At 50.4% G+C, this 20,886-nt stretch carries 34 protein-coding genes; 1 reads left to right on the top strand and 33 read right to left on the bottom strand.

What is annotated here, in order from left to right; all coding sequences use genetic code 11:
- Positions 1-76: 76 nt before the first annotated feature.
- The 15 genes from ABLV78_RS09760 to ABLV78_RS09690 form a co-directional block, all read right to left on the bottom strand.
- Entirely contained in the window at positions 77-409 is a 333-nt protein-coding gene (locus ABLV78_RS09760) for a lipoprotein (protein WP_015705687.1), read from the bottom strand.
- Between the two features lie 66 nt (positions 410-475).
- The gene (locus ABLV78_RS09755) at positions 476-742 is read right to left on the bottom strand and encodes a hypothetical protein (RefSeq protein WP_223848501.1); all 267 of its coding nucleotides are present in this window, start codon (positions 740-742) and stop codon (positions 476-478) included.
- Between the two features lie 68 nt (positions 743-810).
- Entirely contained in the window at positions 811-1,293 is a 483-nt protein-coding gene (locus ABLV78_RS09750) for a phage-derived protein YdaY family protein (RefSeq protein ID WP_015705689.1), read from the bottom strand.
- A 54-nt stretch (positions 1,294-1,347) separates the two neighbouring features.
- Positions 1,348-2,520 carry a phage tail tube protein gene (locus tag ABLV78_RS09745; RefSeq protein WP_087877415.1) on the bottom strand — a complete coding sequence of 391 codons (1,173 nt, stop codon included), beginning with the start codon at positions 2,518-2,520 and terminating at the stop codon, positions 1,348-1,350.
- Positions 2,521-2,543: 23 nt separating this feature from the next.
- Positions 2,544-2,936: a phage tail terminator-like protein gene (locus ABLV78_RS09740; RefSeq protein WP_015705691.1), complete on the bottom strand. Its 393-nt coding sequence runs from the start codon at positions 2,934-2,936 to the stop codon at positions 2,544-2,546.
- Positions 2,933-3,484 (bottom strand): hypothetical protein, encoded by a 552-nt coding sequence (locus tag ABLV78_RS09735; protein WP_015705692.1) that lies wholly within the window; start codon positions 3,482-3,484, stop codon positions 2,933-2,935. The genes ABLV78_RS09740 and ABLV78_RS09735 overlap by 4 nt, the downstream gene beginning before the upstream one ends.
- Before the next feature lies 1 nt (position 3,485).
- Entirely contained in the window at positions 3,486-3,869 is a 384-nt protein-coding gene (locus ABLV78_RS09730; protein ID WP_015705693.1) for a hypothetical protein, read from the bottom strand.
- A 1-nt stretch (position 3,870) separates the two neighbouring features.
- Positions 3,871-4,281 carry a hypothetical protein gene (locus ABLV78_RS09725; RefSeq protein ID WP_015705694.1) on the bottom strand — a complete coding sequence of 137 codons (411 nt, stop codon included), beginning with the start codon at positions 4,279-4,281 and terminating at the stop codon, positions 3,871-3,873.
- A gap of 3 nt (positions 4,282-4,284) precedes the next feature.
- Positions 4,285-4,497, bottom strand: coding sequence for a hypothetical protein (locus ABLV78_RS09720; RefSeq protein ID WP_015705695.1), 213 nt, complete (start codon positions 4,495-4,497; stop codon positions 4,285-4,287).
- A gap of 39 nt (positions 4,498-4,536) precedes the next feature.
- Positions 4,537-5,673 (bottom strand): major capsid protein, encoded by a 1,137-nt coding sequence (locus ABLV78_RS09715; RefSeq protein ID WP_015705696.1) that lies wholly within the window; start codon positions 5,671-5,673, stop codon positions 4,537-4,539.
- A gap of 87 nt (positions 5,674-5,760) precedes the next feature.
- On the bottom strand, positions 5,761-6,525 hold the full coding sequence (locus ABLV78_RS09710) for a DUF6651 domain-containing protein (RefSeq protein ID WP_047041399.1): 765 nt from the start codon (positions 6,523-6,525) through the stop codon (positions 5,761-5,763).
- A 106-nt stretch (positions 6,526-6,631) separates the two neighbouring features.
- Positions 6,632-7,744 carry a phage minor head protein gene (locus tag ABLV78_RS09705; protein ID WP_165430657.1) on the bottom strand — a complete coding sequence of 371 codons (1,113 nt, stop codon included), beginning with the start codon at positions 7,742-7,744 and terminating at the stop codon, positions 6,632-6,634.
- Positions 7,728-9,152, bottom strand: a complete 1,425-nt coding sequence (locus ABLV78_RS09700; RefSeq protein WP_165430658.1) for a DUF4055 domain-containing protein — start codon at positions 9,150-9,152, stop codon at positions 7,728-7,730. Before ABLV78_RS09700 ends, ABLV78_RS09705 begins: the two co-directional genes overlap by 17 nt.
- Before the next feature lie 4 nt (positions 9,153-9,156).
- Entirely contained in the window at positions 9,157-10,461 is a 1,305-nt protein-coding gene (locus ABLV78_RS09695; protein ID WP_165430659.1) for a terminase large subunit domain-containing protein, read from the bottom strand.
- Positions 10,439-11,431: a terminase small subunit gene (locus ABLV78_RS09690; RefSeq protein ID WP_165430660.1), complete on the bottom strand. Its 993-nt coding sequence runs from the start codon at positions 11,429-11,431 to the stop codon at positions 10,439-10,441. Before ABLV78_RS09690 ends, ABLV78_RS09695 begins: the two co-directional genes overlap by 23 nt.
- A 339-nt stretch (positions 11,432-11,770) precedes the next feature.
- On the opposite strand from ABLV78_RS09690, the gene ABLV78_RS09685 reads away from it, so the two are divergent.
- Positions 11,771-11,998: a hypothetical protein gene (locus ABLV78_RS09685; protein ID WP_165430661.1), complete on the top strand. Its 228-nt coding sequence runs from the start codon at positions 11,771-11,773 to the stop codon at positions 11,996-11,998.
- An 843-nt stretch (positions 11,999-12,841) separates the two neighbouring features.
- Here ABLV78_RS09685 and ABLV78_RS09680 read toward each other — a convergent pair.
- From ABLV78_RS09680 to ABLV78_RS09595, 18 genes are all read right to left on the bottom strand, one after another.
- Complete coding sequence (locus tag ABLV78_RS09680; RefSeq protein WP_228279837.1) at positions 12,842-13,072, bottom strand: hypothetical protein; 231 nt, start codon at positions 13,070-13,072, stop codon at positions 12,842-12,844.
- A complete protein-coding gene (locus ABLV78_RS09675; RefSeq protein WP_165430662.1) occupies positions 13,023-13,298 on the bottom strand; it encodes a hypothetical protein in 276 nt (91 codons plus the stop codon). Before ABLV78_RS09675 ends, ABLV78_RS09680 begins: the two co-directional genes overlap by 50 nt.
- A gap of 7 nt (positions 13,299-13,305) precedes the next feature.
- Positions 13,306-13,935: a glycoside hydrolase family 19 protein gene (locus ABLV78_RS09670; RefSeq protein ID WP_165430663.1), complete on the bottom strand. Its 630-nt coding sequence runs from the start codon at positions 13,933-13,935 to the stop codon at positions 13,306-13,308.
- A complete protein-coding gene (locus ABLV78_RS09665) occupies positions 13,935-14,216 on the bottom strand; it encodes a phage holin family protein (protein WP_047047338.1) in 282 nt (93 codons plus the stop codon). The genes ABLV78_RS09670 and ABLV78_RS09665 overlap by 1 nt, the downstream gene beginning before the upstream one ends.
- Positions 14,203-14,598 (bottom strand): phage holin family protein, encoded by a 396-nt coding sequence (locus ABLV78_RS09660; protein ID WP_023282495.1) that lies wholly within the window; start codon positions 14,596-14,598, stop codon positions 14,203-14,205. The genes ABLV78_RS09665 and ABLV78_RS09660 overlap by 14 nt, the downstream gene beginning before the upstream one ends.
- A 1,288-nt stretch (positions 14,599-15,886) precedes the next feature.
- Positions 15,887-16,051: a hypothetical protein gene (locus ABLV78_RS09655; protein ID WP_165430664.1), complete on the bottom strand. Its 165-nt coding sequence runs from the start codon at positions 16,049-16,051 to the stop codon at positions 15,887-15,889.
- Positions 16,052-16,103: 52 nt separating this feature from the next.
- Positions 16,104-16,925 carry an antitermination protein gene (locus ABLV78_RS09650; protein ID WP_165430665.1) on the bottom strand — a complete coding sequence of 274 codons (822 nt, stop codon included), beginning with the start codon at positions 16,923-16,925 and terminating at the stop codon, positions 16,104-16,106.
- Positions 16,922-17,062, bottom strand: coding sequence for a YlcG family protein (locus ABLV78_RS09645; RefSeq protein ID WP_047063145.1), 141 nt, complete (start codon positions 17,060-17,062; stop codon positions 16,922-16,924). Before ABLV78_RS09645 ends, ABLV78_RS09650 begins: the two co-directional genes overlap by 4 nt.
- Complete coding sequence (locus ABLV78_RS09640) at positions 17,059-17,640, bottom strand: recombination protein NinG (RefSeq protein ID WP_165430666.1); 582 nt, start codon at positions 17,638-17,640, stop codon at positions 17,059-17,061. Before ABLV78_RS09640 ends, ABLV78_RS09645 begins: the two co-directional genes overlap by 4 nt.
- The gene (locus tag ABLV78_RS09635) at positions 17,633-17,803 is read right to left on the bottom strand and encodes a NinE family protein (RefSeq protein ID WP_165430667.1); all 171 of its coding nucleotides are present in this window, start codon (positions 17,801-17,803) and stop codon (positions 17,633-17,635) included. Before ABLV78_RS09635 ends, ABLV78_RS09640 begins: the two co-directional genes overlap by 8 nt.
- Positions 17,796-18,245: a recombination protein NinB gene (locus ABLV78_RS09630; protein ID WP_058674576.1), complete on the bottom strand. Its 450-nt coding sequence runs from the start codon at positions 18,243-18,245 to the stop codon at positions 17,796-17,798. Before ABLV78_RS09630 ends, ABLV78_RS09635 begins: the two co-directional genes overlap by 8 nt.
- Before the next feature lie 188 nt (positions 18,246-18,433).
- A complete protein-coding gene (locus ABLV78_RS09625; protein ID WP_228279838.1) occupies positions 18,434-18,676 on the bottom strand; it encodes an HTH-like domain-containing protein in 243 nt (80 codons plus the stop codon).
- 131 nt (positions 18,677-18,807) lie between these two features.
- Positions 18,808-18,990 carry a hypothetical protein gene (locus tag ABLV78_RS09620; protein WP_165430668.1) on the bottom strand — a complete coding sequence of 61 codons (183 nt, stop codon included), beginning with the start codon at positions 18,988-18,990 and terminating at the stop codon, positions 18,808-18,810.
- A 13-nt stretch (positions 18,991-19,003) separates the two neighbouring features.
- Positions 19,004-19,318 carry a TonB family protein gene (locus ABLV78_RS09615; protein ID WP_165430669.1) on the bottom strand — a complete coding sequence of 105 codons (315 nt, stop codon included), beginning with the start codon at positions 19,316-19,318 and terminating at the stop codon, positions 19,004-19,006.
- A gap of 130 nt (positions 19,319-19,448) precedes the next feature.
- On the bottom strand, positions 19,449-19,643 hold the full coding sequence (locus tag ABLV78_RS09610) for a hypothetical protein (RefSeq protein ID WP_165430670.1): 195 nt from the start codon (positions 19,641-19,643) through the stop codon (positions 19,449-19,451).
- Between the two features lie 291 nt (positions 19,644-19,934).
- Positions 19,935-20,192 carry a DNA polymerase III subunit theta gene (locus tag ABLV78_RS09605; RefSeq protein ID WP_165430671.1) on the bottom strand — a complete coding sequence of 86 codons (258 nt, stop codon included), beginning with the start codon at positions 20,190-20,192 and terminating at the stop codon, positions 19,935-19,937.
- Between the two features lie 35 nt (positions 20,193-20,227).
- A complete protein-coding gene (locus ABLV78_RS09600) occupies positions 20,228-20,494 on the bottom strand; it encodes a hypothetical protein (protein ID WP_165430672.1) in 267 nt (88 codons plus the stop codon).
- A 51-nt stretch (positions 20,495-20,545) separates the two neighbouring features.
- Positions 20,546-20,842, bottom strand: coding sequence for a hypothetical protein (locus tag ABLV78_RS09595; protein ID WP_226473659.1), 297 nt, complete (start codon positions 20,840-20,842; stop codon positions 20,546-20,548).
- Between the last annotated feature and the right edge of the window lie 44 nt (positions 20,843-20,886).

Here is a 20,886-nt window from a genome sequence, read left to right as displayed (position 1 = left end):
AGATTTTTAATAAACAATTACTGTCGATATATGATAATTGTTGCGATTATTGAAACAGAGACAATGGCAGCCAGAATTAACCTGAGACTTTGCTATCTGAACACTTAACTGTTTTAAGAGATTCAAGCTGCTGAAGACGTGCCTGCGCCTTTTTACGCGCTTCACTTTTGGCCATACCATTACCGATACCGAAATCTCCCAAAGCTCCCAATACGGTACGCCCATCAAACTGACCTGTAGTTTCGATTTCGTTCTGAATACTGTGAGTTTTAGCTATCTCCTGCTTAATTGCTGCGCAATCTAACGCAGCAGACTCTTCGCTCGTAACGGATGGAGCTTGCGGATACTGCTTAGTAGCGCATCCAGAAATAATAAACATCCCAGCTATTACCATCATTAGTTTCTTCATTTTATGCTTCCTATGATTACAATCGGAAACATCCTAACACATGGATATGAGCAGACAATGATATGACTACTTCACTTTTTCTTGTCTTTTCTGCTCTTCGGCCCACTCATCACGCCACGCATCGTCGAGCGCCAGGATTGCGGCGTCAAACTCGGTGCGGTCAATCAGGATCGTGCGCGATGCCAGATATAGCTCAATATCATTCAGGGATAATGGGAGCGGTACTCCGGCCATGCCAGCATATTTCCTGCTGCGCGATATCATGGCATAGGCATTGAGGATCTCCCCTGTTACTGCATCAATTTCTGGCTCAGGAATCGGCGGAAGGTTCAATTGCTCCCGACGCCATTTAGCCTTATCTCCCCTTTCGCCCCCGAACTCCTTTAGCCACGCCTGCGCCTCTAGGGCTTTTTTACGGTTTCCTGAGTCTGCTGCTCCTTACCCTGAGCTATGTTCGCAGCCTCTGCCAGAATCAGCCAATACAACGCGGGGTTCTGCTTCAGTAACGCGACGCCAAGTTCTGGCGTATACGCTACAGCCTTCTCAATACCATCCACCAGCTCACCTACTCCCTCCCAGTCTTTCAAAAGGAAGCGCGCGCAGTTATCGATGAGCAGGTCATCAATTGAGTCAATGTCACCCACGCTGGCGAGATCGAAAGCGTCGGTACCGACCTGATAGCTCGCGTCCATTTTGTCGATATGGCGCCGCACCAGCGCATTACGTGAGCGGTACTGTGGATTCTCGCTGCTGGCCACCAGCAGGCGGAGTTTAAACAGTGCTTCTTCTTCCGGTGTGTATTTCTTTTTACGGCCATCAGGCTTTTTAAAAGGGAAAAACCAACGCTCGCCACTCAGATCAAGTTGAGAAGAAATAATCAGCATACAGACTCCATAAAAAGCCCGAACCGCGATGTTCTGCGGAACGGGTCAGGGAAATTAAGGTGCGGTCACAGTGATTTCAGACGTTGCTGTAAAGGTGCGAGCCTTCCCGGTGATCGTGGCGTTCCCGGCTGCATTGCGGGTCACTTTCGCCGTTTTTTGCCCGGTAGAAACTACGCTGGCAATCGCAGGATCAGATGACGTCCACTGGACGATATCTGTTGAATCAGCAGGCGTAAGCGTGGCGGTTAATGTCACCGTAGAGCCGACAGCGCCATTTGAAGTGGCTGGCGCAACACTGATTGCTGTCGCCGGTACTTTTGGCGCGCGGGTAAGGGATGGCGGCGTATTGGCGGCGGTGATATCGAGCTGAACCTGTACGATGTCAGTATTCCCGGCGTCCGGCCAGTCGCCAGAAATCTGCACTTCAGGGAAGCTGAAGGTATAAGCGCCTTCGGCGTTCTCCAGCGTGAAGGTAAACGGCACCGTTTCGCCGGTGAAGGTTTTTTTATAAATATCCCAGGCCGCCTTGGACCATGACAGCGTGATCTGGCCTGACGGTGTAAAGGTCGTCGGAATGTTTGCGCCAGCAAATGCTGAGCCGGTACCGATACAACGCTGAGTCTGCATGTTGTTATCAAACTGGATATTAAACGTATCCACACAGAAGCCGGCACCACCCGCCACCCCGTTCAGACTCAGGCCTGTCACTTCCTTAAACGAATAGCGCAGCGCGCCAGCACCATCCACCGGGTTAGTGAAATAGCTGGTATCGTCGGCTTTGGTTTCCCAGTCTAGCCCGGCGAAGGTAATGGTCGCAGTGATGTCGCCATCATTCGGGATTTCAATCTGGAAAGTGGCAACCTGGCAACCGCGGGCAATCTGCGCGATCCCTACATCATCAGCGTATGAAGAAACTGAAAAAGTAATGCGGTTGTTGCCCATCGTCAGCACATTATCGAGCCAATCCGCTCCGAAACAGCTCGCCAGAAAATCATCATGCTGATTCCAGCGAAATTTGGTGCCGACATCACCGCCGACATCAATCGTGCCACGGGAAACGCCCTGCGCCATACGGTCACCGCCGATTTCATCGTTATCGTTGGTGTTCTGCGTTGGCATCAGCCCGAACGACGAACGGCGTAACAGGTTCCAGACACCAGCAGAGGGTGTCTCTCCCGGTGTGGTTTCGCGAATAAACGCGGTTACTACTTTTGCGCCTGAACTCACAGGAGCCTCCTGTTGATTGTGCGCTACAGAGCGCGATAAGGGATTTGAAGATTGAGCTGTGACCAGCCATCGGTTTCACCTGCCGGGATGGCAGATACGGCGAAATAACTCAGCGCTCCGTCGTCCTGAAACTCGAAGAGTTGCGTTAATTTGTCGGCAGCCTGAGTCAGCTGCAGAGTGCCTGAACCAACAGGGACGAAAAGCTGGATGATGAGAACCCCTGTTCGGTGGACAGTCGGCCCCGCTCCAATTTCGTTAGCACCTGCTTGTCCGGGGATGTCAGTAAGACGCGCCCAGATTTTTCGACCGCTGGGATCGAATACAGGACCGTTTGGGTAGTCCACCGCATCTTGGGCAATAGCGGTCTGCGTCGTCATTCGTCTGATGACAACGTTTCTTATTTCTGTGAGGGTCATTTGTAGGCCTGAATCACACCATTAAATGAGACGGCATAGACGCCTGTCGGCGCTTGCGTAGAGTGGCCATTCTCCAGAGGTACGGAGTAAGGGAGGTTTGACTGAATGTAAATCACCGAGTAGGCCGGCGCCTGATTGATGATATTTTTCCCGTTGAGGAATGTCATCGTTCCCCGCGGGTCAGGCTCTGATGGTATTGAATGATCTGGTTCTCCAATACTGACAAAGTGTGACGCCCGGAAAGTTCCTGCGCGATACTCAGCCGGACGCCGGATATCCATGCCATCGTTAACACGGACTTTCTTTCTGAGACGGCCTGTCTTTGTCAGGTTGGCAGGATCGGCATAAAGAGATTCGTTCCATTCACCTACCGCTTTGTTGTACTGCACCGCAGTGGCGTTGATGGCCCACAGTTCCGGGTTACCTACAGGCGATCGCTGAACGATTTCATTCAGCAGCTGAATGGCGATAGTTCTCTGCCGTAACCTCACATCGTCTTCCACCAAGCCGGCGAATGCCGCCGGGTCAATGTTCCAGCCCTTAGCCATATCACGCCCTGCGCAGTTGAATGGAGTACGCAGCGCCAGCAGAGTCGGCAGAAGCGGTGATGACCTCGTAGCGCTGGAGTACGCCAGTAATCGGGTCAGGTGCCGTGATGATGTGCTCAACCGCAGGCTTGTCGGTTACCTCATTAACGAGGGCAGTGAGTTTCACATCACCATGAAGGATGTTAACGCCATCGATGCGGCGGAGTTTATAGCGCGCCAGCACTCCGCGTCCTGAGTAAGTCACCTGCGTTTCAGTGCCGGTTTCCGTAACCGGGTCCCAGTCACTTCGAACGGTGTATGTTCCAGTGAAATCCTTAACAGCATCCTGCAGGTCGGTATTAAATGCCGCGGCAACTTCAGTCTGCAACTCGTCACGAATCCCCATATCACCCCCTTACCAGCCGCACCTGAGACTGACTAACGCCATATGGCTTCAGCATTGCAAGCGCCAGCTGCAGATCAGAACCAAGCAATGCCGAGCTGTTGGTAGCGAGTTCTGCGAAGGTCTTCGAAACGCTGACATCGTCGGCATCCACCGTCTTGCTGAGGAGCACGCCAGAATCAGTTTTCTGCTGATACAGCCCACCATTTGCCGCCGCCAGCGCCGCATAGGCGCCAGCCTGTTTTACATCGTCAGGAATGATGGTTTCTTGAGTTGCCTTATCACACGGCATTTTCAGGTTAAGTCCATTCATCCAGGTATTAGCCATCAGCACAGATTTGGCTTTCTTGCTTTCATCCGCCCAAGTGGCACCGAGAATCGAATTGACATCTTCAACAGTGATGAAACTGATCATGCATCACTCCATTTCTTTCCAGCCGTGCGCCTTCCAGTTCTCAACTTCATCAGGGTGAACGTTGGCGGTATTAGGAGCGCCGGGGAATGCCGGGAAATCGGTAATCATCGCCACCAGCTGCTGTTCCTGCTGTGCAGGAGTATTGGCGTCAACCTGCACGGTCGCAAGTTTTGCTGCAGCACGTTCAGCACGCTGCTCTTTGGTTAATCCGGCCATAAGCCCTCCACTAAAAAAAGGGGGCGAAGCCCCCGATAATTAACCCAACAGCAGAACCGAATGCTCAGTTTTCACTGCCGCTACGCCCCAGGACAGACCAACTTCGTAGCGCACCTGACGGTATTGACGGTACAGCGCCACCTGATAAGTGATGCCTGACACCGGGTCAGTAACGTTCATGACGTCATCCGCAGTATCACCGCCCTGCGGCATTGCCGGAGTACGCGCAGCCAGCAGGAACGCGTTACGGTCGAATGCCATGTTTGCGGTATATCCACCTACGGTAGTAATCGCGGAGTTATCCGCCAGCGCCTGACGCAAGCCCGGTGCCGCCAGGGTAATAGTGGTAGCAGTAGCTGCAGCAACGAGGTATTTGTTGCTGTCCCCATCGAACGTCACAATGTCACCTGCTGCGAAAGCGCCTGTACCGGTATCAATCGCGATCAGGATGTCACCCTCAGATTTTGCGCCATTCACCAGATAATCAGCAGCGGCCGATGCTACACGTTTTTTGACGTGGGCAGATTCGTGGATGTTGAATCCCTCCAGACGACCCACGATACCCTCACGCAGCAGCGCATCGGTACCAGATTCGTTCACTTTGAACAGAACTGACTGTTTACCGCGGAGGTTAGCAATCGCAGAGGAACCAAGGACCATCTGCAAATCGGTAGTCGGGGAGCCGTTATCGGACAATACCTGACGGGCATTTGCCGCATCAGACAGATCGCCAGCAATCCCGAATGGAGCAGTACCAGCCGTACCGACAGCGCGGGAGGAAGAGAAATACAAAGCCGCGATATCCGAGTCCATCTCATTTGCCAGTGCACGGAACGCTTGCTTGAACTGATCCGCCAGGATGGTGTTGTATGTCCCTGCGGGCCCCAGCGCTAGTTGTTCTTCACCGTTCCATTTGACCGGGGCCATTTTGGATTTGGTGATTTTGACATCAACGGTACCGATCGTCTGGTCGCCGTCATTTGGCGCAGTGGCCCCCGGGGTAATATCAACAGTGGTTGCCGGTGGCGCAACCGGCGCAGTAACAGTCTGGTCCTTCGCCGCAGCATCAGCTTTCGCATTGCGCGATACAGCTGGGATAAAACCGACCTGTTCGCGAGATACGGTATCCAGAGCCGTGAAGATAGTCGGGATCAACCCGGTAAGCGTATTAGCCATGTGTATGGATTCCTTGGAGATTAAAATATAGGGTTGGTTGAGCTATCCAGCTCCGGCACCAGCTGCCATCCGGCGGCTGGCAAAGAATTAATCGACGATGGTGATACCGTCTTTGAGAGTTGATTGCTGATCTGTCGGGCTCAAACTGGTAAACGCATCGCGTTTCATCGTTTTCTGCCCGAGTGAATGCTGAGACTGGCGAGAGCCGCCGCCCTGGTTGCCGCTGGCCTTCAGAATGTGGTCTTTCTGTGGGTACTGCTCCACCAGAAACTCCAGCGCCTCATCAAAGGCTGCCAGCTCGCCCGGTTTAGAGCGGGAATAAATTTTGTTGCCAGAGCCATCATAGGCAACGACTTTGCCGTCCTCGACTTTGAAGGACTGACCGAACCGCGCCTGAAGCATATCTGCCGGAATTGCCACTTTATCTGCGATGAATTTCGAGCCAGAGAACCGGCCGCCTATCATTTCCTGATAGAGCTGGCCTTCTAGGGTCGTCGCACGCTGTGTAGCTTCATCAAGCTGCGCCTGGAAGGATTTGGTGATATCCGCTTTAACCTGATCAACGGCGCCTGCATCGATCAGTTTTTTCTGGTCGATTTTAGTCATCATCTCCAGTGCTTCGAGTGCCTTCGCCGGATCACCGATTTTGGCAAACTTAGCCAGACTGGCTTCAGCTGCTTCTTTGGCTTCACGATGAGATTTTGCCTCGCCATTCAGAGAGGAGATTTTCCCAACGGCCTGCACAGCATCAAAACCAACTTCCTGGCCGTCATCGTGGACGTAGACGGGTAAACCGCTGGCATCGACTTCTGCATAGCTTTTGCCGTTAACTTCGACTGTTTTCAGTTTCATGTGGTTACCTTTTCGGGGTCATCCGACCGTTGCACCGCTCACCATCCGGATCACGGCAATAAAAAAAGGCCGCCCGGAGGCAGCCTGATTGAAGACTTAAATAGCTTTAAAGTCTGGCGTTGCTGAACGCCTGAGCATCCAGGTTACGCAGTTGCTCCAGAGTCAGCCATTCGCCCTTGTCGTTGTAGAAATCATCGGGCGACATACCGCCGTCACGAATCAGCCGGGCCCGGGTTACGCCAACGATCTGGGACTGACGCGTGAACGACTGGCGCGAGAACCAGCCCTGATAATCGGTATCCGAAGGCTCCTGCCCGTCCATGCTGGCACGTGAGCTATCGGATATTTGCCCTACAGCAATACCGAGCTCATCAGACGATTTCAGGATGTAGGTTTCGACGCTGCGACAGCAGAAATGGATTTTTCCGGGGCCCTGCAGATACGGCACCTTATGGCCGATCGGCTTGTTATCCAGTGTGTACTTGAGGCGGTCGCGAATCCGACAGTCTTTTGATGTACGGTTATCCAAAGTGGATAACCACTGCTTACCCTTCAAAAGGTCATCGTTCGCATCTGCAAAGGTTTTCCTGGCCGTCGAAGCAAGATGCCCTACAGCCGTTTTTGCGATACTGCCAGCATTGGTGCGGCTCATCTGCAGCGCGCCATCCTGATAGCCACGGTTAGCATGACCCCGGACCTTTCTGGCGATTTGCTCATGGGTATCGCCCAGGAGAAAACCCTGCCGCACTGTATTGGATATTCTAGCCATCCTGTCAGCTTCAAGGTTATCTGCCCACTCCGAAAGCAGGCGCCCCTGAAACGGCTGAGCCATCGCCGCGGCGTAAACGGCATCCGGCGAAATGCCCACCAGTGGATGAAGCGATAGAACATCGTCGGGGATCGCAAACTGGAACAGGCTCATCTGAAAACCGGCTTCGTGCTGAGCGAGTTGCTGCAGCTCATCAGATAGTCCCGCGTACATTGACTGCACAGCCTCACGATTGAGAGCTCTGACACTAACGAGCAGCGCTTCCAGTCGCGACACGGTAAAGCTTTCAGCATCCAGGCTATCCATCGCCACCAGTAATCTGGCTGTCAGTTCCGCATCGCTGTCATTCAGGATTTTTATCATCCTGTTTGCAACGCTGGTGCTGTATCGCGCTCCCCATATCGCATGGGATATCGATTCATCCTTAAGCTTGTCATTCGCCGTTGCCATTTGCACCACCCGGATTACTCAGTCCGCCAGCAAGCGTGACCTGCTGATTCCGCAACTCGTCGATTACCTCTTCGGGCTTCGCGTCCGGATCGATAAATTTGAGGGACTGCAAAACGCGAACAGCATCGACCTGACGTATATCACCACCCTGACGGAGCGACTGAACAGCCGTTGCAGCTGCGGCATCAAACGTCTGGGCTGAAACATCCAGTTCGGTGCGTACATCGACATTGCCGCCTTCTTTCTCGCCCAGCCATTCCGCCATAATCTGCAGGATATTATCGAGCGCATCCTCAAGCGAGCTTGCCATGGTGTAGAGAGGTGAATTCTCCTGCATCCGCTCTTCGTGAGTCTGGTCTAAGGATTTAGTCGATGTGTTTTCCGCGCGCAGCAATTTTGCGCCGGCCTGACGCATCTGGTTTTCCAGATCCTCAAGGGAAATCTTACCGGCTTCAATCGCAGCCCCGGTATGCTCGACATATTCCAGTCCCTGCCGCTGGCGGTCATCGAAACGAGTCGCAGAGGAAGAACCTATCGTCAATGTTTCGCCATCAGCCAGACCGTAAGCCACCAGCAACGGCACACGAGCGACATGCAGGATGTTGTCCTGTTCACTCTGACTCTGCCAGTGCTTGATATTCAGTAAAGCGAGATTAAGCAGTGGAGGTGAACCGCGCATAAAGCCTGTGCGTTTCGTGTAAAGCGTCACCAGCGGAATATCATCGCGACTGGTTTCCCACTCGTCGTGGATCTGCCACTGGCTTTCGCTGTTATCACCTTTATTTCGGCGATAAATTTCAACCTTGCCCGGCATGATATGGCGTATTTGCTCAACTTTCGTTTGCCCGTAATCATCGCCATCAATAATGATGACCTCTCTGATACGCAGATCGGTGAGCACCACTTTCCCTTTAACCACTTTCGATTTCCAGCCAATGACCTGGCGAGGATTAAGCATCGTGGCATAGGGGCGGGATCCCGCGGCTTTTTCGTCGGCTTTAGTTTTTACTGCCTCCGGGTCAATTTTCGGGAAATCCACCAGCGCATGTACCAAACCATACTGGAATCCGATGCTGAAAAATTGCTGTGCCCAGACATCGAGCCGGTTTCCTTCCATATCAATATCTGGCGACAACTCCCGTATTTGTTCAGGAGAGCCCTCACTCAATACTGTCGGCTCAGCAAACACTCGCCCGATGTTTTGTTTAATGGCCTCTTCATAGGCAGGTAGTAACGTTGCCGAAGCTAAACGCTCCTTATAGCTTTGAGGATCTTCGTTCGGCCATTTCGGGAGATACTTCTTGCCCTGCCGGCGCATTTCCAGTGTGCCGCCCATCAGCGCATCATTAATATCCCATGCCTCAACCATGTCGTTATAGTCGAGGTTGGGCGTTGAAATATCAGGCATGGTTTTACATCCGCAGTTGGGTGACTTTTCCAGTCGGTTTAATGATCGGGAATTGCTTCACAATGAAATACCCACCGGCATCGTTGGGGTGATCGTTATCCGCCGTTTTATCCGGCTCACCGTTTTCACCCCAAACCTGTTGCTCAAGCGACTCGGTGTACACCGGGCACCGCTTTACATTCACTTTGTAGCGACGTTCATCGTTACCATTGCAGAACATGGCATTCATCGCGTTGATGCGGTCTTTCACTGGCGGGTTTGATGCATTAACAACAACATTGAAGCCGGCCTGCTTAAGCTGGGCGATATCCGTAGCGCTGGCATTGCTGGATTTGCGGGAATCGCCGGAAGCGTCCGGGTAAATATAGATTTCCCGCACCTTACGATAATCGTTGCCGTCGTACAGCCAGAACCGTTCTTTGATGATGCGGATCATGTCAGGTGTGTCGTAAGCCTTCACGATTTCATTAACCGCAAATGGAAGCCCCAGACGTAATACATGAACAATCCCGGCCATCTTCCCGACGTTGAAATCCATACCGATATACAGCGGCTCACCGGGTTGTTCTTCCTCCCGGCAGTTATTCAGCTTACGATCAAACTGATGGTAAATCGTCCCGCTGGTAAGGTTGGTGAACTGGCCACGGAGATAAGCCTTGATCAGTTCTGGCGGGTATGACTCCATCAGCGACGGGATATAGTCCGGTGGCAGATTCTTTTCGTTGTCGAACGTTGAGGCCTGCACCAGGCCGTACAGCGTTGAGAGCGAAGGCTTATCGCGTACAGCCTTTGCGAACTGCTGATAAACGAATTTAAACCCTTCCGGCGTAGTGGTGACGTCGATCCCGTTACGAAGACCGGCCACGTTGTAACGCATACGAGCAATGATTTTTCGCCAGGCTAACTGCGCCTTTTTCGCGGGCATTACGTCCAGCTCATCAATCAGCGCATTACCGATTTTAAAACCAACGATGGTTTGCGGTTTCTCCATCGAGCGGCAAATCGTCGTTCCTCGGTACTGGCGCCCGGCGTAGAAGTGAATCTCTTTGTTTCCCTCGTTGATTTTAACATTCAGTCCCCAGTCGTAGGCCACCTCCTCAACAGTGGGATAAAAGATGTCACGGATCTGCGGATACGTTGGCGCAAAGTAACCCTGGTTGATTTTGGGGTGTTCCCACATCCCTTTGCAGATACCACCACAACCGACCCATGTTTTGCCAGAACCGAAGCCGGCGACGTAGGCCTTAAACTTGTACTGCATTGCAAGGAATTTGGCCTGAGGGATGTTAAGCGTCGGTGCTATCGCCATCCTCTTCCCTCACTCGTGCATCGACTACGTTGATATTGATTGCAACTGGCGTTGGTTCGTCATCCTCAGGGTCAGCAGCCAGCTCTTTGCGTAATTTTTCGACCTCCAGTTGCCGGCGCTCGATTTCAATCTGCTGCAGGCGCTGGGCGAACTCGCTATCAGCCAGGCCGAGACGTTTCATAACCGCCTCGTACATTCGCTCACGGCTAATAGCGGTAATCTCCACGCCATTCTTCCCGAGCTTCACACCGGAATAGGCAAGCGCAGCATCCGCCGCCAGCTTGCGCGTATCGGCGAAGAAAGGCTGGCCGATACCATCACCATTGCAGCGAGGACATTCCGGGTTAGGTGCGCTGGTGTGGTCGTAACCGTAGCCGCCATCATCCAAAGGCTCGCGACGTTTTCGCTCAAGCGCTTCGAGTCGCTTCTCTTCGTACTCCACGGCATCACGCCATTGATACTGATGACCGAAGCCCCAGCAGTAGCGGCAGCTCCCGCGGCGATACTGAGAAAGCTGATTGGCGTCGAACGTTGCCAGCCGCCACATTTGCTCAAGGACTTCATCAGCACTTCCCAGAGTGCGCACGATGGATGCTTTCTGCTGCTGCGCAATGGCCTGCGCAACGTTAGGATTCGTTAGAAGCTGACGGCCATAGTTTGGGTCGCTATAACCCGCGCGCTCTGCGGCAGCAGTAGCGTTATTGTCCTTGAGGTATTCAGCAATGAAGCGCTTTACCTTTGGACTCAGTTTGCTATCCACCAGCTCTTCTGCGCACTTTTCCTTTTGCGCAGTGCGCAATTTCTTCTGCGCAGGTTTTTGCGCAGTTTGCGCAGTGGGTTTCTTGATATATCGGCGGGCAGTAGCGTAATTCAGTCCCTGCGTTTCACACCAATCCTTCGGTGATACGCCGGTTGCGGCATGATCGGACAGGAACCGTTTCTGAAGCTCGCCCCAGTCCGGTTTTGCCATGGTATTTTCCTGTGGTAACAACCATTAAAAAAGCCACCCGGAGGTGGCCTTTGTATTGGTGGCTGTATGTTGCTTTGCTGTCGGCCTCAGAAGATTACCAGGCCTGAGAATCAATCTTGTTTTGGACGTAGCGAAATTCGAGTAATTCTTTGGAGAGACTCTCTTATGTGCGCGTGCAATGCGCATTAAAAAGCCCCGCGTATGCGAGGTACTGGTTAAACATCAGGGTGTTACTGATAGAGCACAGCGTGTAAGGTTAACACTCAGCCCGTCCGTGGTGGGACACTGACGAACACATCAATAGCGGAGGAATGGTTGAATATCTCCGTGCAAGGAAAAATGATGAAAGAAGAATTCGTACCTGTTGAAAATGAAGTAGATACCTCCAGTTTGGAGGCATTAGGAGAAGAGCTGAAAGCTATGCGCCATGCGTACGCCATTCTGTTTACACAGCTCAGCCCACAAATTAAAAACGGTATTATCTATCAGCTAAATGAGCTACCTACAGATGCGGCCAAAAGAATGGGGCAATATCTCTCCCAGTTTACAAAGTTTGAAAAGAGTTAGAATCCTTAGGTGTACATTGCTTACTAAATCAGTTCCTCTGGTAAGAGTAGAGTATCCATCAGAAGTGGCATAAAGAAAATTCTGTTCAAAGACTGCTTGGCAAAAGAAACATCCGGATTTAGAACCTGATTTATCCAGTGCATTGAAATGTCCGAAAAATGTGATAACGTCAGTTCGGACCAAAATGATAACTGCTTTATTCATGTTACATCTCGCCCTGCTCCCCCATAAAGCAGGGCTATTTTTTTTATTTGCTCTATACAAAGCCGGTATAAATAATGTGGACTTAGATACATCAATGCCCATAAAAGGGCCGCATCAGCGACCGAAAAAAATAAGGAAAAATATATTTCCACAATCAGGCATACAGCCAACCTAATACACTAATAATTATTGCTAGTACGATTAAAATTATGGCTGTCTTGCGCATGTATACTCCATAAAACGCCAATGCCATCCCAATACAAACGACTATCAATACAGGCCACATATTAAGTAATAATAATAAGTAAGCTTCCAAATCGCTGTGAATCGTCACAATTACTCCGAACTCATTAAATCAGCCATTCCTTAGTTCAAAACTTCGTCACACGATATCATGTGATTGCCCTTACAAGATCAGATCCTATCACAAAGTTTTAACAAGAGAGTGCTATTTGTGAGCAGTATCGGGAGATTTACCCACTACCCTTAGATGAGATAGACATTCTCATCGATTTGTTATTTGCCAGGATATCGCACCTGAACTGCTCTGAAAATATTTTCGAGTTATTTACCGCTTACGCTTGTTGTTTCTGAGCTGGCTTATAGGCTAAAAGAGCCATAACATAAAAGACCTTGCGTTTACTTACCCGTGGACCTCAAGGATGAGGCCATTGATCTCACTCGCTGAGAGGGGGTGATGCTCTGGCAGTTAGCTAGCACCGATTTATTGTGCGCCAGAATGTCGCGCTTGGTCTGCTTATCCAGCACATCGATATCGTGGTCGGTCAGGTAGATGATTCGTACCCAGTAACAGGAAGTATCAACGACTACCGGGGCGGGTGAATTGTTCGCGCAACTCCCGATCAACATCGTCACCAGACATACGCTTAACAGTTTCCTGAACATTGTCAGCCCTTACTGTAACTTCAACTTTGTGCTCTGCGGCAGCGACACTGGCGGCAGCTTTCTCTTCGGTACGCTCTTGCGCTGCTTTGGCTTCTGCCTTACTGGTTCCGCGTGAATGGCCTAACCCAAATACGCCAGCGACAATGGCCAGAAATGCAGTAGCCAGGCCAATAATCATTTCAATGCCCATGAGGACCTCACACCAACACGGCTTTTGCCAGATTGAAACGGCGACGGCGGTCATCAAGACCGTTTTTACCGCCGTTAATGATGATCGTGATACGTTCCACATCGCCGGAATACACAAGGCATCCGCTGGTGGCAAAGAACCACGCTGCGGAACGCGCTGCATTTTCGTCCTGTTCCAGCAATTCCGGCTGCTTAACCAGAACCAGTTTAAGCGCCAGACCGCATTTGCGATAGTTGCTTAACCCTGTGATTTGCTTCAGCCCGCGCCCGCGATATTTCCACCCGTCACCGGCAACCTGATTACCGAGATTCCTTTTTCCCCACTCGCCACCGTACACCAGGTTAGCGATAGCTCGCTGATTGGCCGGTTGTGTTGCCGTTCTGCCGAGGGCGGCGGCCTGCTGGGCGGTGATGCGGTGTTTACCGAACGTAGGAACAAGGCTATCTGCTGCATAGTTCAGATTCTCCACCAGCCGGGTAAAGCCTCCGGACTCATGTCCCATCTGGGCAATGAACATCGCCTGGTCGAGGGGGCCAGTGATGCCGAATTCTTTCATCGCGGCCGTAATATGCGGAAACCAGCGCGCAGCTAACCCGGCGCTGATACCTGCCGCCTCCTGAAATTGAGATTGATTCATTAGAGCCTCAATGTATCGACCAGACGCGCCACGTTACCCCGTGCCCACAGCACAGCGGCACATATCATCACGTTGGCCAGCACCACCAGCCAGTGAGACTGAACATAAAGACCAAAGATAAATTGGAAAGGTATGCTCGCGTAAATCAACACCAGCAAGTAAGCAAGAATCGAGATACCAGGCCGATGCCTGGCACCGTGTCGTTGATAAAACATCAATGCGCAGACTATAACGGCACATATCACCGCATTGACCAGCGCAGCCGGGTCATTTATTACCACTCGAACCTCCTCCCCTTAATCGGGAAAGTAATCCAAACAGGCTGCTCAGGTCCTGGCTGTTAATGAAAGTTAGGACCTTAATAGTGATAGCTGAAGCCACCACCGCTCCGAGCGCGTCTAGCGGTCGGTCTGTATAGCCTGTCCAGGTAGTAAATTTTGAGCCTAATAATCCTGCAGCCAGAACACCGACAATAAACGACGTCATGAAGTAAGCTATTTGCCTTCCACGTGTCAGGTTTGCGGTCGTTGCCACATAAAATACCGCGCCGCCAAAAGCCCCAAATACCACACCAAAATCGGTATGAGTGATAACGCCATATACGACGGAACCAATTAAACCGCCGCCAAAAATCAGGCCGGTACCAGTTAAAGGATCGGACATTAAGCCCCCTCTTATTGCTGTGAGTCCTCTCAGAATTGAGGGGAAAAAGAAAAGGCCACGCATAAGCGCAGCCTCAAATAATTTGTTCCTCAGCTCGCCGAGGTACCGTATTTATTGCGAAAAAAAGCCCGCTGAGAGAGGCGGGCTGAAGTTGGCATTTCAAGGAGCAACGGTAAGAGCGCGCCTGATTGTCCGAGCTACCGATTTACCAGGATGCATTTGTTTTTTACCGTTACGTTCTTTAAACATAGAAGGGTAACTGTAAACAGTAAACCCGCCATGAATCTTAAATATGTTTAGTAGCAGTGTGGTGCCGGGTGCCTCCCGGTGAGCACGCCCCAGCCGGCATGACTCGCGCTGCATTTACAGGATTTCTGTAACTGACTGGTCGCCCCTCCGCTCAGGGGGATTCACCACAATTATAAATTAACAAGTTGGTATTTATCAGGTCAATACGTAGTGACATCAGAAACCTACACCTGTTAACTATCTCCGGCTCCCCATGGCGAACATTTCATATAAAAAAGCCCACGCGTTAACGTGGGCTAAGATAAGGGGGTGTGGTGCCGGGTGCCTCCCGGTAAGTCGTTGGTCAGCCACCGTGACTTGCGGTACGAGTGAATCTTGAGGATTCAAATACAATGCTGTTTCCGCCCCTCCGCATAGGGGGATTCACCACACCCAAAAGTTAACAAAGCATTAACCTCATGGTCAAGGGTTTGTGACACCAGGACGCTACGCCTGCTTATTTCCTGCCGCTCTGTTTTGGTATTGACCGCCAGTAACTGCGGCTCAGCCGATTTACAGGTCTTTGCTTCGGCCTGCGCTGCAACTCGCTTGAGTACGTCACAAATAAAAAAGGCTGCGTAGATGCTCAACCCTCGTTATTCTGGTAGGTAGACTGGATTGTTTCAGATGCTAAAATCTCATCCCAGGATGCCTATCATCCTGATAATAATGTTAGCTGTTTTACTTGGCCCGCCCATGCGGGCTTTTTTTGTACAAAACTCACACTAAAAACAGACAATGAAAATCATTAAAATCTCAATTCTTATAGTTGCTATTTTTCAATCCGTTATGTCATATGCAGCAGATATTCCCAAGGGTAAATATCAACAAGGTGACTGCATACGTGGAGCTGACCCGTCTTACTCATGGGATGGACAATTCGCAAAAGTTGAAGCCTACTCGTACATAAGCGGATTCATAGGGCCAAATTACATCCTCTACTTTCCTAATTACAAAGCCAGTTCAGTTATTTTCAGCCCTGATATTGAAAAGTCGACCATCAAAGTAGAGTCCGTTTATTGCCATAAGCACTGATAACGTCGGCCAGCACTGCATCCCACCAGGGAACACCACAAATAGAAAAGGCCGTCAATCGATAGCTATAAGAAACGAAAAAGCCCCGGCGTTTGCCGAGGCTCAAACATTCTTCTTCAACGGTGAACATACAATGCCCATCGTTAGAACAAATTAACACGAATTCGGGAAAAGTAAATATCTCAGCGCGTTATTTGTTTGAGCTGTCCCTCCGCCCACGCCTCTTCTATATCGAATTTAGTGATCAGTTCGTCAAAAAACGGTTTAACAGACTTCTTCCATGTATCCAGGGTGATGGCGTCCGTTACCTGGCAAATGGCACTGTGCACAGCAGTGGAAAGGATTCGCTCATACCCACGACCACCACAGCGCTTGCAGTTGTCCATGACTGGTACACCCTGCTTCTCGGTCTCATCCTGGTTCACTACCTTCCCTCGACCGTGGCAGTCGTTACAGGAGGCACTAACAGTCCCTTTTCCCTTGCACTTTTGACAAAGCACCCGAACCTGCTCCCGGACAGACTTTACTTCTTCCCAGTCCGACGGCGAGATTCCCTTTGTTACCTTGACCCACTTTGGCGGTTTCCCATCTGGATACGATACTTTGTTGGTGAATACCTCCGCGTCGATGAATCCGGAACCGCAGCAGCAGTCACATTTTTTTTTGCTGGAAGCGCTACGGGAATAATCTTCAAAGGCGAACGCTGCGAGGATCTGGATAACCCGGGGTTTTACGTTCGGCGCGAGCTTGCGCAGCGAGGCAACTTTATCGCATTTTGTCAGCGCGTAATCAGCCAATAGTCCGATAGCCCGATCCCGGTCATTGTTGCTAATGCCCATCTTGCCCAGGAATGCGCTATACCCCATTGCGGCACGTTCCTGCGTCATGCCCATTGCAGCCATAATGTCAGTGCCGGTTAATGAGTCTGATGACGTTGCTCGTGGAGAATCGCTAATCATCGTGGACTTCGCGAAGTGGTATTTCACTGTATTTTCGAGGTTCATGCTGTTTCTCCCAGAGACTGATAAATGCGGACAAAGTTTTTCAAAATTCGATAATCGGTCATTACTGTTCCACGGTGCCGGCAGAGGCGTAGCTTTTGCCAGCGTTCGCGGATGCGTTCGATTACGTCGCGACTCATGCGGCCTCCCGTTGTTTTATGAGCGCACGGCGTTGCGCGCTGTAATGGCGCCTGATGCCTTCCAGTTCTTCGATGGTGTATCGGTGAGGGGTATTGTTGTTTTCAAGCGCCTCGGCGCGTTCAGCGCCAATTTTCTCTACCAGGCCAATGCGGTACTGCTGCTGATTACCGGACAACTGCACGTTGCAGTGATGACACTGCTTGTGAATGTTGTCCTCGTTGTAGCGCAGGTGCGATGCTTTACCACGGGAACGATAATGGCCGGCTTCCCACTGAACAGTGTCGAAAGTGCCGCAACTGATGCATGGCAAGTCGTAGTCTCGTTCGCGGATATAGTCGTTAACGACACGCTGGGTCATATCCTCCCAGTGCCTGAGGGGCTTCACCGAGGCTTTGCGTTTACGCCATTCGGCGCGCTCTTTCTTCGCATTAGCCTGCGCCTGTTTTTCGCGCTTCTTCTCCAGTTCCTGCGTGGCAAATTCAGCGCCATGCTCAGGACAGCACCAACGATGGTTTTCGAATGCTGGGGTGAAATTAGCCCGGCAGATTTTGCAGCGGCGCTGGGGTTTCTTAGCCACGCTTCCCCCTTGCCGCCAGGCGCAACCATTTCTTATCAACGAGACCAGCGGTATATCCGAGCAGTGTTGGTATTTCTGATGGGCTTGGTTCCTGCTTGCGCTTGCTACGTGTCGTCACCTTAAAGATGTGACCATTCATGACGCGATCCATTTGGTTAGCCATGCTGCTCACCCCACTCTTTAGCCCATTCGATTTCGAGGCGGGATTTCTCGCTGAACTTGACGCCCTGCTGTGTGCCGAACCAGTAGATAGCCTCAATGACCTCTACCATCTGGCGAACGGTCATCTTGCTGGTACGCTGACCAAACATCACAACGCCTCCATCAAGTCCGGGCGCCATTCTTTGTTCTTGTTTTTTGGCCTTAGCTACCATCGCCGTGATGAGATCTTTCCAGTCGTCGGAATCATATTTGTTCCCGAACCAGGTAACCTGGTCAGACAGGTCTTTAAGGAGGGGCCACATCTTGCGATTCTGATCCAGCGTGCGAGTCATCTCTTTGATGTCGAGAATCAGCGGCCGCTTCTGGTCAACCGGTAACGTGCGGATGAAGTTGATAGCGTTCTGCTTAACGCTTTCGTTGATGAGGTGGAATTGTTGCTTCACGCCTCACCTCCTGAGAGGTAAAACGTTGAATGCAGAAAATCGCAGGTGCATTTCTGCATCTGTGACTGGTTGAAAGGTGTTCTGATTGTCGTTTGCACTTTGAGTCCCCTCAAAGCGCAGAAGTCACCGGAGTTGTTCAGGCTCCGATGACATGATTATGGCTGGTTGATAACGGAAAATCAAAACTTTCAGATTTTTGATACGTCCAGGCCAGCGGCAACAAGACGATCAATGATATTTCGCATTTTACCCACTTCTGTTTTAAATGAAGGACTTAACCCAACCTCCTCACAAATACTCTCACGCGGAACATGCTTCAGTTCTTGAGCGTATTTAAGTAATTGAAGATGCATTTCAGAAGAACGGTTCCCTTGTGGAGCGGTGTTGATTGCTTGACGCATAGCGTCATAGATAGCTTGTTCTTTAGTCACAGTGCTTTACTCAGATTTGGGCATGGATAGATTATACAATAAAGCCCCAAATACCGGTCTTGAGTAATATTGCGAATATGCGCCAAACCTATTGTTGCTAGTTGATAGCCAGTTGTGCGATCAGAAACTGATCAGCTAAGATTGACATCCTTCCGGTCTCTTACCCTGTAGCGTTTCAATTCACATAATGCACTTAATATCTGACCAGACTCTTCAGCTTCCTGTTCCGAACCTAATTCAGACATCACTTCAGAATGTGCCTGAGCTTTTTCGATGAGAACATTTAGCTCTTCATCAGTGAGAAGCTTGGACATGCTATTTACCTCTTTAAGACGGCCTAAATCTTATGGTTCCACGGGCAATGCCCGGTCTTCCTGGCTCAAACTTGCATTTCCTTATTGCTGATCTGGTTTCTCTAAAGAAGATCTCAGTACCGGTTGTCTCAACAGAAGTAACCTCCCCTTTTTCATTTACTGCGGCAGAGTATGTTACAGTGCCGCTAATCTTGTTAGCCATAGCAGAAGCTGGATAATAAGGGAAAGGGCAACTTATACGCACAGGCACTATTTCTTCTTTATTTTCTGCAGCAAGCGTCAAGTTTGATATAAGAACAGCACAAACCAGAAGTGATGTTTTTTTCATAAACGATACCAACTTTTTTTCCTTGTATCCCTGGGCCACTAATACGCTTTTTCATGCGACACCGGATGGTGTGGATCCACTTCTACAACCCCTCTGGTGTAGAGGGGATTATATTCCAAAAGATGCCGCACTACCCGTTCATCGCTAACGCATTAGCCTTCCAATGCGTTAGCGCACTGCTCTCGCTAGAGCCTGTTTCGACGATATGGCGGCCCCAGGCATCCCCCCACGCTCTCCACGTTGATTTTCCTGTTTTGGCTAACGTGACAACAAATTCTTTGCCGTCGATGTTAACTTCGTGCTGCACTGTTGATTGTGGTTTCATTTTCAGGCTCCTTTTCGCTGTTGATAGCGAAATTATGCTGTCACGACACAATTACTTTCACTCCTGCGCGGCTTTGCGTTCTGTTGGGGATTCAGGCATCACAAACCTCCTGCTGGGCGACTCCTTCCCTGTACTGTTTCAATTCACATAATGCACTCAATATCTGACCAGACTCTTCATTCTTCCTGCTCTGAACCTAATTCAGACATCACTTCTGAATGCGCCTGCGCTTTTTCGATGAGTACATTTAACTCTTCATCAGTGGGAAGTTTTGACATGCTATTTATCTCTTTAAAGGCGGCCTGCTAACACGCACAGTATCAAAAAGCTCACCATGGAGTTACTACTTGTATTCTGTTCAGCCATTTCGATGTAACACGGATCGGAAGCGCGCGGGAACTGTAAGATCTGCACTCGGTTGTAATGGACATACCCCATAAAATACTCTCGCAATAGCTCTGGCTGCTCACGCGCTAGAGCCGGCATGTTCAGGCGCTCCATGTAAACCATGCCCGAAGCGGCAAGGTCGACGTTAACCTTGTCGCGCATCTATCGTGATTTAGCTGCAATATGATGTTCAGACATCATCTACCCGTCTTGGTCACCCGCGGGATAGAATAAGCTGTTTTTGTTCCTGGATTGTTTACAACAAACCCCGGCTGAATGTAACGCGAGAAGATATCCATATTGCCAGGAATTGAACTTGATGGTATGCCTTTTCTTTCTATGTCAATCTTCCAACGCTTAAGCAGTTCCTTTGCTTTTTTTGGCGTTAGCGGAATGTTTCGCTCTTTTGCTACTGATAATATCTGTTCAATAGTTGGCAACGTTGAAGGATTAGATTCTTTCATAAAAACATCCGGCTCAATCCGGTTATTGACGCAGATAATTCTCTCGCCGGTTTAGTAGGTGGTACAACTCATTCCGCCATTTATTGTGGGGTTACAATTAGTTGTAATCGGTCTGTTAGCGGCATCGATAGCTGCTTGCTGAGCTTGCTGCTGTTGAATGGTCTGGTTTGCTTCGTTGAGACCAACCTGCATTGCTCCCATATCGCGAGCTGCATAGCAAGCGTCCCGATCTCCATCATCACACATTGCAGAGACTTGACCGACAGTCTTAAATGCATAACGGCTATGCCACATCGATCGGGTGTCACTAGTGCAGCCGGCCAATACAGAAACTGCAACAATCATCATTAAAATTCTCATTATTGACTACTCTTAATTTTGAAAAAGATATT

This window comes from Klebsiella sp. CN_Kp075 (genome assembly GCF_040065055.2).
Lineage (GTDB): Bacteria > Pseudomonadota > Gammaproteobacteria > Enterobacterales > Enterobacteriaceae > Klebsiella > Klebsiella aerogenes.
This window is presented reverse-complemented; position numbering and strand designations above follow the sequence as displayed.

Excerpts from the sequence above, each read along its gene's own strand:
- ABLV78_RS09725 (WP_015705694.1), bottom strand. The coding sequence starts at position 4,281 with ATGATCAGTTTCATCACTGTTGAAGATGTCAATTCGATTCTCGGTGCC.
- ABLV78_RS09740 (WP_015705691.1), bottom strand. The coding sequence starts at position 2,936 with ATGACCCTCACAGAAATAAGAAACGTTGTCATCAGACGAATGACGACG.
- ABLV78_RS09645 (WP_047063145.1), bottom strand. The coding sequence starts at position 17,062 with ATGAGTCGCGACGTAATCGAACGCATCCGCGAACGCTGGCAAAAGCTA.
- ABLV78_RS09650 (WP_165430665.1), bottom strand. The coding sequence starts at position 16,925 with ATGAACCTCGAAAATACAGTGAAATACCACTTCGCGAAGTCCACGATG.
- ABLV78_RS09670 (WP_165430663.1), bottom strand. The coding sequence starts at position 13,935 with ATGAATCAATCTCAATTTCAGGAGGCGGCAGGTATCAGCGCCGGGTTA.
- ABLV78_RS09600 (WP_165430672.1), bottom strand. The coding sequence starts at position 20,494 with ATGAAAGAATCTAATCCTTCAACGTTGCCAACTATTGAACAGATATTA.
- ABLV78_RS09735 (WP_015705692.1), bottom strand. The coding sequence starts at position 3,484 with ATGGCTAAGGGCTGGAACATTGACCCGGCGGCATTCGCCGGCTTGGTG.
- ABLV78_RS09675 (WP_165430662.1), bottom strand. The coding sequence starts at position 13,298 with ATGGGCATTGAAATGATTATTGGCCTGGCTACTGCATTTCTGGCCATT.
- ABLV78_RS09720 (WP_015705695.1), bottom strand. The coding sequence starts at position 4,497 with ATGGCCGGATTAACCAAAGAGCAGCGTGCTGAACGTGCTGCAGCAAAA.
- ABLV78_RS09620 (WP_165430668.1), bottom strand. The coding sequence starts at position 18,990 with ATGTCCAAGCTTCTCACTGATGAAGAGCTAAATGTTCTCATCGAAAAA.
- ABLV78_RS09635 (WP_165430667.1), bottom strand. The coding sequence starts at position 17,803 with ATGGCTAACCAAATGGATCGCGTCATGAATGGTCACATCTTTAAGGTG.
- ABLV78_RS09750 (WP_015705689.1), bottom strand. The coding sequence starts at position 1,293 with ATGCTGATTATTTCTTCTCAACTTGATCTGAGTGGCGAGCGTTGGTTT.
- ABLV78_RS09610 (WP_165430670.1), bottom strand. The coding sequence starts at position 19,643 with ATGAAACCACAATCAACAGTGCAGCACGAAGTTAACATCGACGGCAAA.
- ABLV78_RS09680 (WP_228279837.1), bottom strand. The coding sequence starts at position 13,072 with ATGTTGATCGGGAGTTGCGCGAACAATTCACCCGCCCCGGTAGTCGTT.
- ABLV78_RS09655 (WP_165430664.1), bottom strand. The coding sequence starts at position 16,051 with ATGTTCACCGTTGAAGAAGAATGTTTGAGCCTCGGCAAACGCCGGGGC.
- ABLV78_RS09685 (WP_165430661.1), top strand. The coding sequence starts at position 11,771 with ATGATGAAAGAAGAATTCGTACCTGTTGAAAATGAAGTAGATACCTCC.
- ABLV78_RS09710 (WP_047041399.1), bottom strand. The coding sequence starts at position 6,525 with ATGAAACTGAAAACAGTCGAAGTTAACGGCAAAAGCTATGCAGAAGTC.
- ABLV78_RS09605 (WP_165430671.1), bottom strand. The coding sequence starts at position 20,192 with ATGCGCGACAAGGTTAACGTCGACCTTGCCGCTTCGGGCATGGTTTAC.
- ABLV78_RS09695 (WP_165430659.1), bottom strand. The coding sequence starts at position 10,461 with ATGGCGATAGCACCGACGCTTAACATCCCTCAGGCCAAATTCCTTGCA.
- ABLV78_RS09730 (WP_015705693.1), bottom strand. The coding sequence starts at position 3,869 with ATGGGGATTCGTGACGAGTTGCAGACTGAAGTTGCCGCGGCATTTAAT.
- ABLV78_RS09690 (WP_165430660.1), bottom strand. The coding sequence starts at position 11,431 with ATGGCAAAACCGGACTGGGGCGAGCTTCAGAAACGGTTCCTGTCCGAT.
- ABLV78_RS09660 (WP_023282495.1), bottom strand. The coding sequence starts at position 14,598 with ATGTCCGATCCTTTAACTGGTACCGGCCTGATTTTTGGCGGCGGTTTA.
- ABLV78_RS09595 (WP_226473659.1), bottom strand. The coding sequence starts at position 20,842 with ATGATGATTGTTGCAGTTTCTGTATTGGCCGGCTGCACTAGTGACACC.
- ABLV78_RS09615 (WP_165430669.1), bottom strand. The coding sequence starts at position 19,318 with ATGAAAAAAACATCACTTCTGGTTTGTGCTGTTCTTATATCAAACTTG.
- ABLV78_RS09705 (WP_165430657.1), bottom strand. The coding sequence starts at position 7,744 with ATGGCAACGGCGAATGACAAGCTTAAGGATGAATCGATATCCCATGCG.
- ABLV78_RS09715 (WP_015705696.1), bottom strand. The coding sequence starts at position 5,673 with ATGGCTAATACGCTTACCGGGTTGATCCCGACTATCTTCACGGCTCTG.
- ABLV78_RS09700 (WP_165430658.1), bottom strand. The coding sequence starts at position 9,152 with ATGCCTGATATTTCAACGCCCAACCTCGACTATAACGACATGGTTGAG.
- ABLV78_RS09760 (WP_015705687.1), bottom strand. The coding sequence starts at position 409 with ATGAAGAAACTAATGATGGTAATAGCTGGGATGTTTATTATTTCTGGA.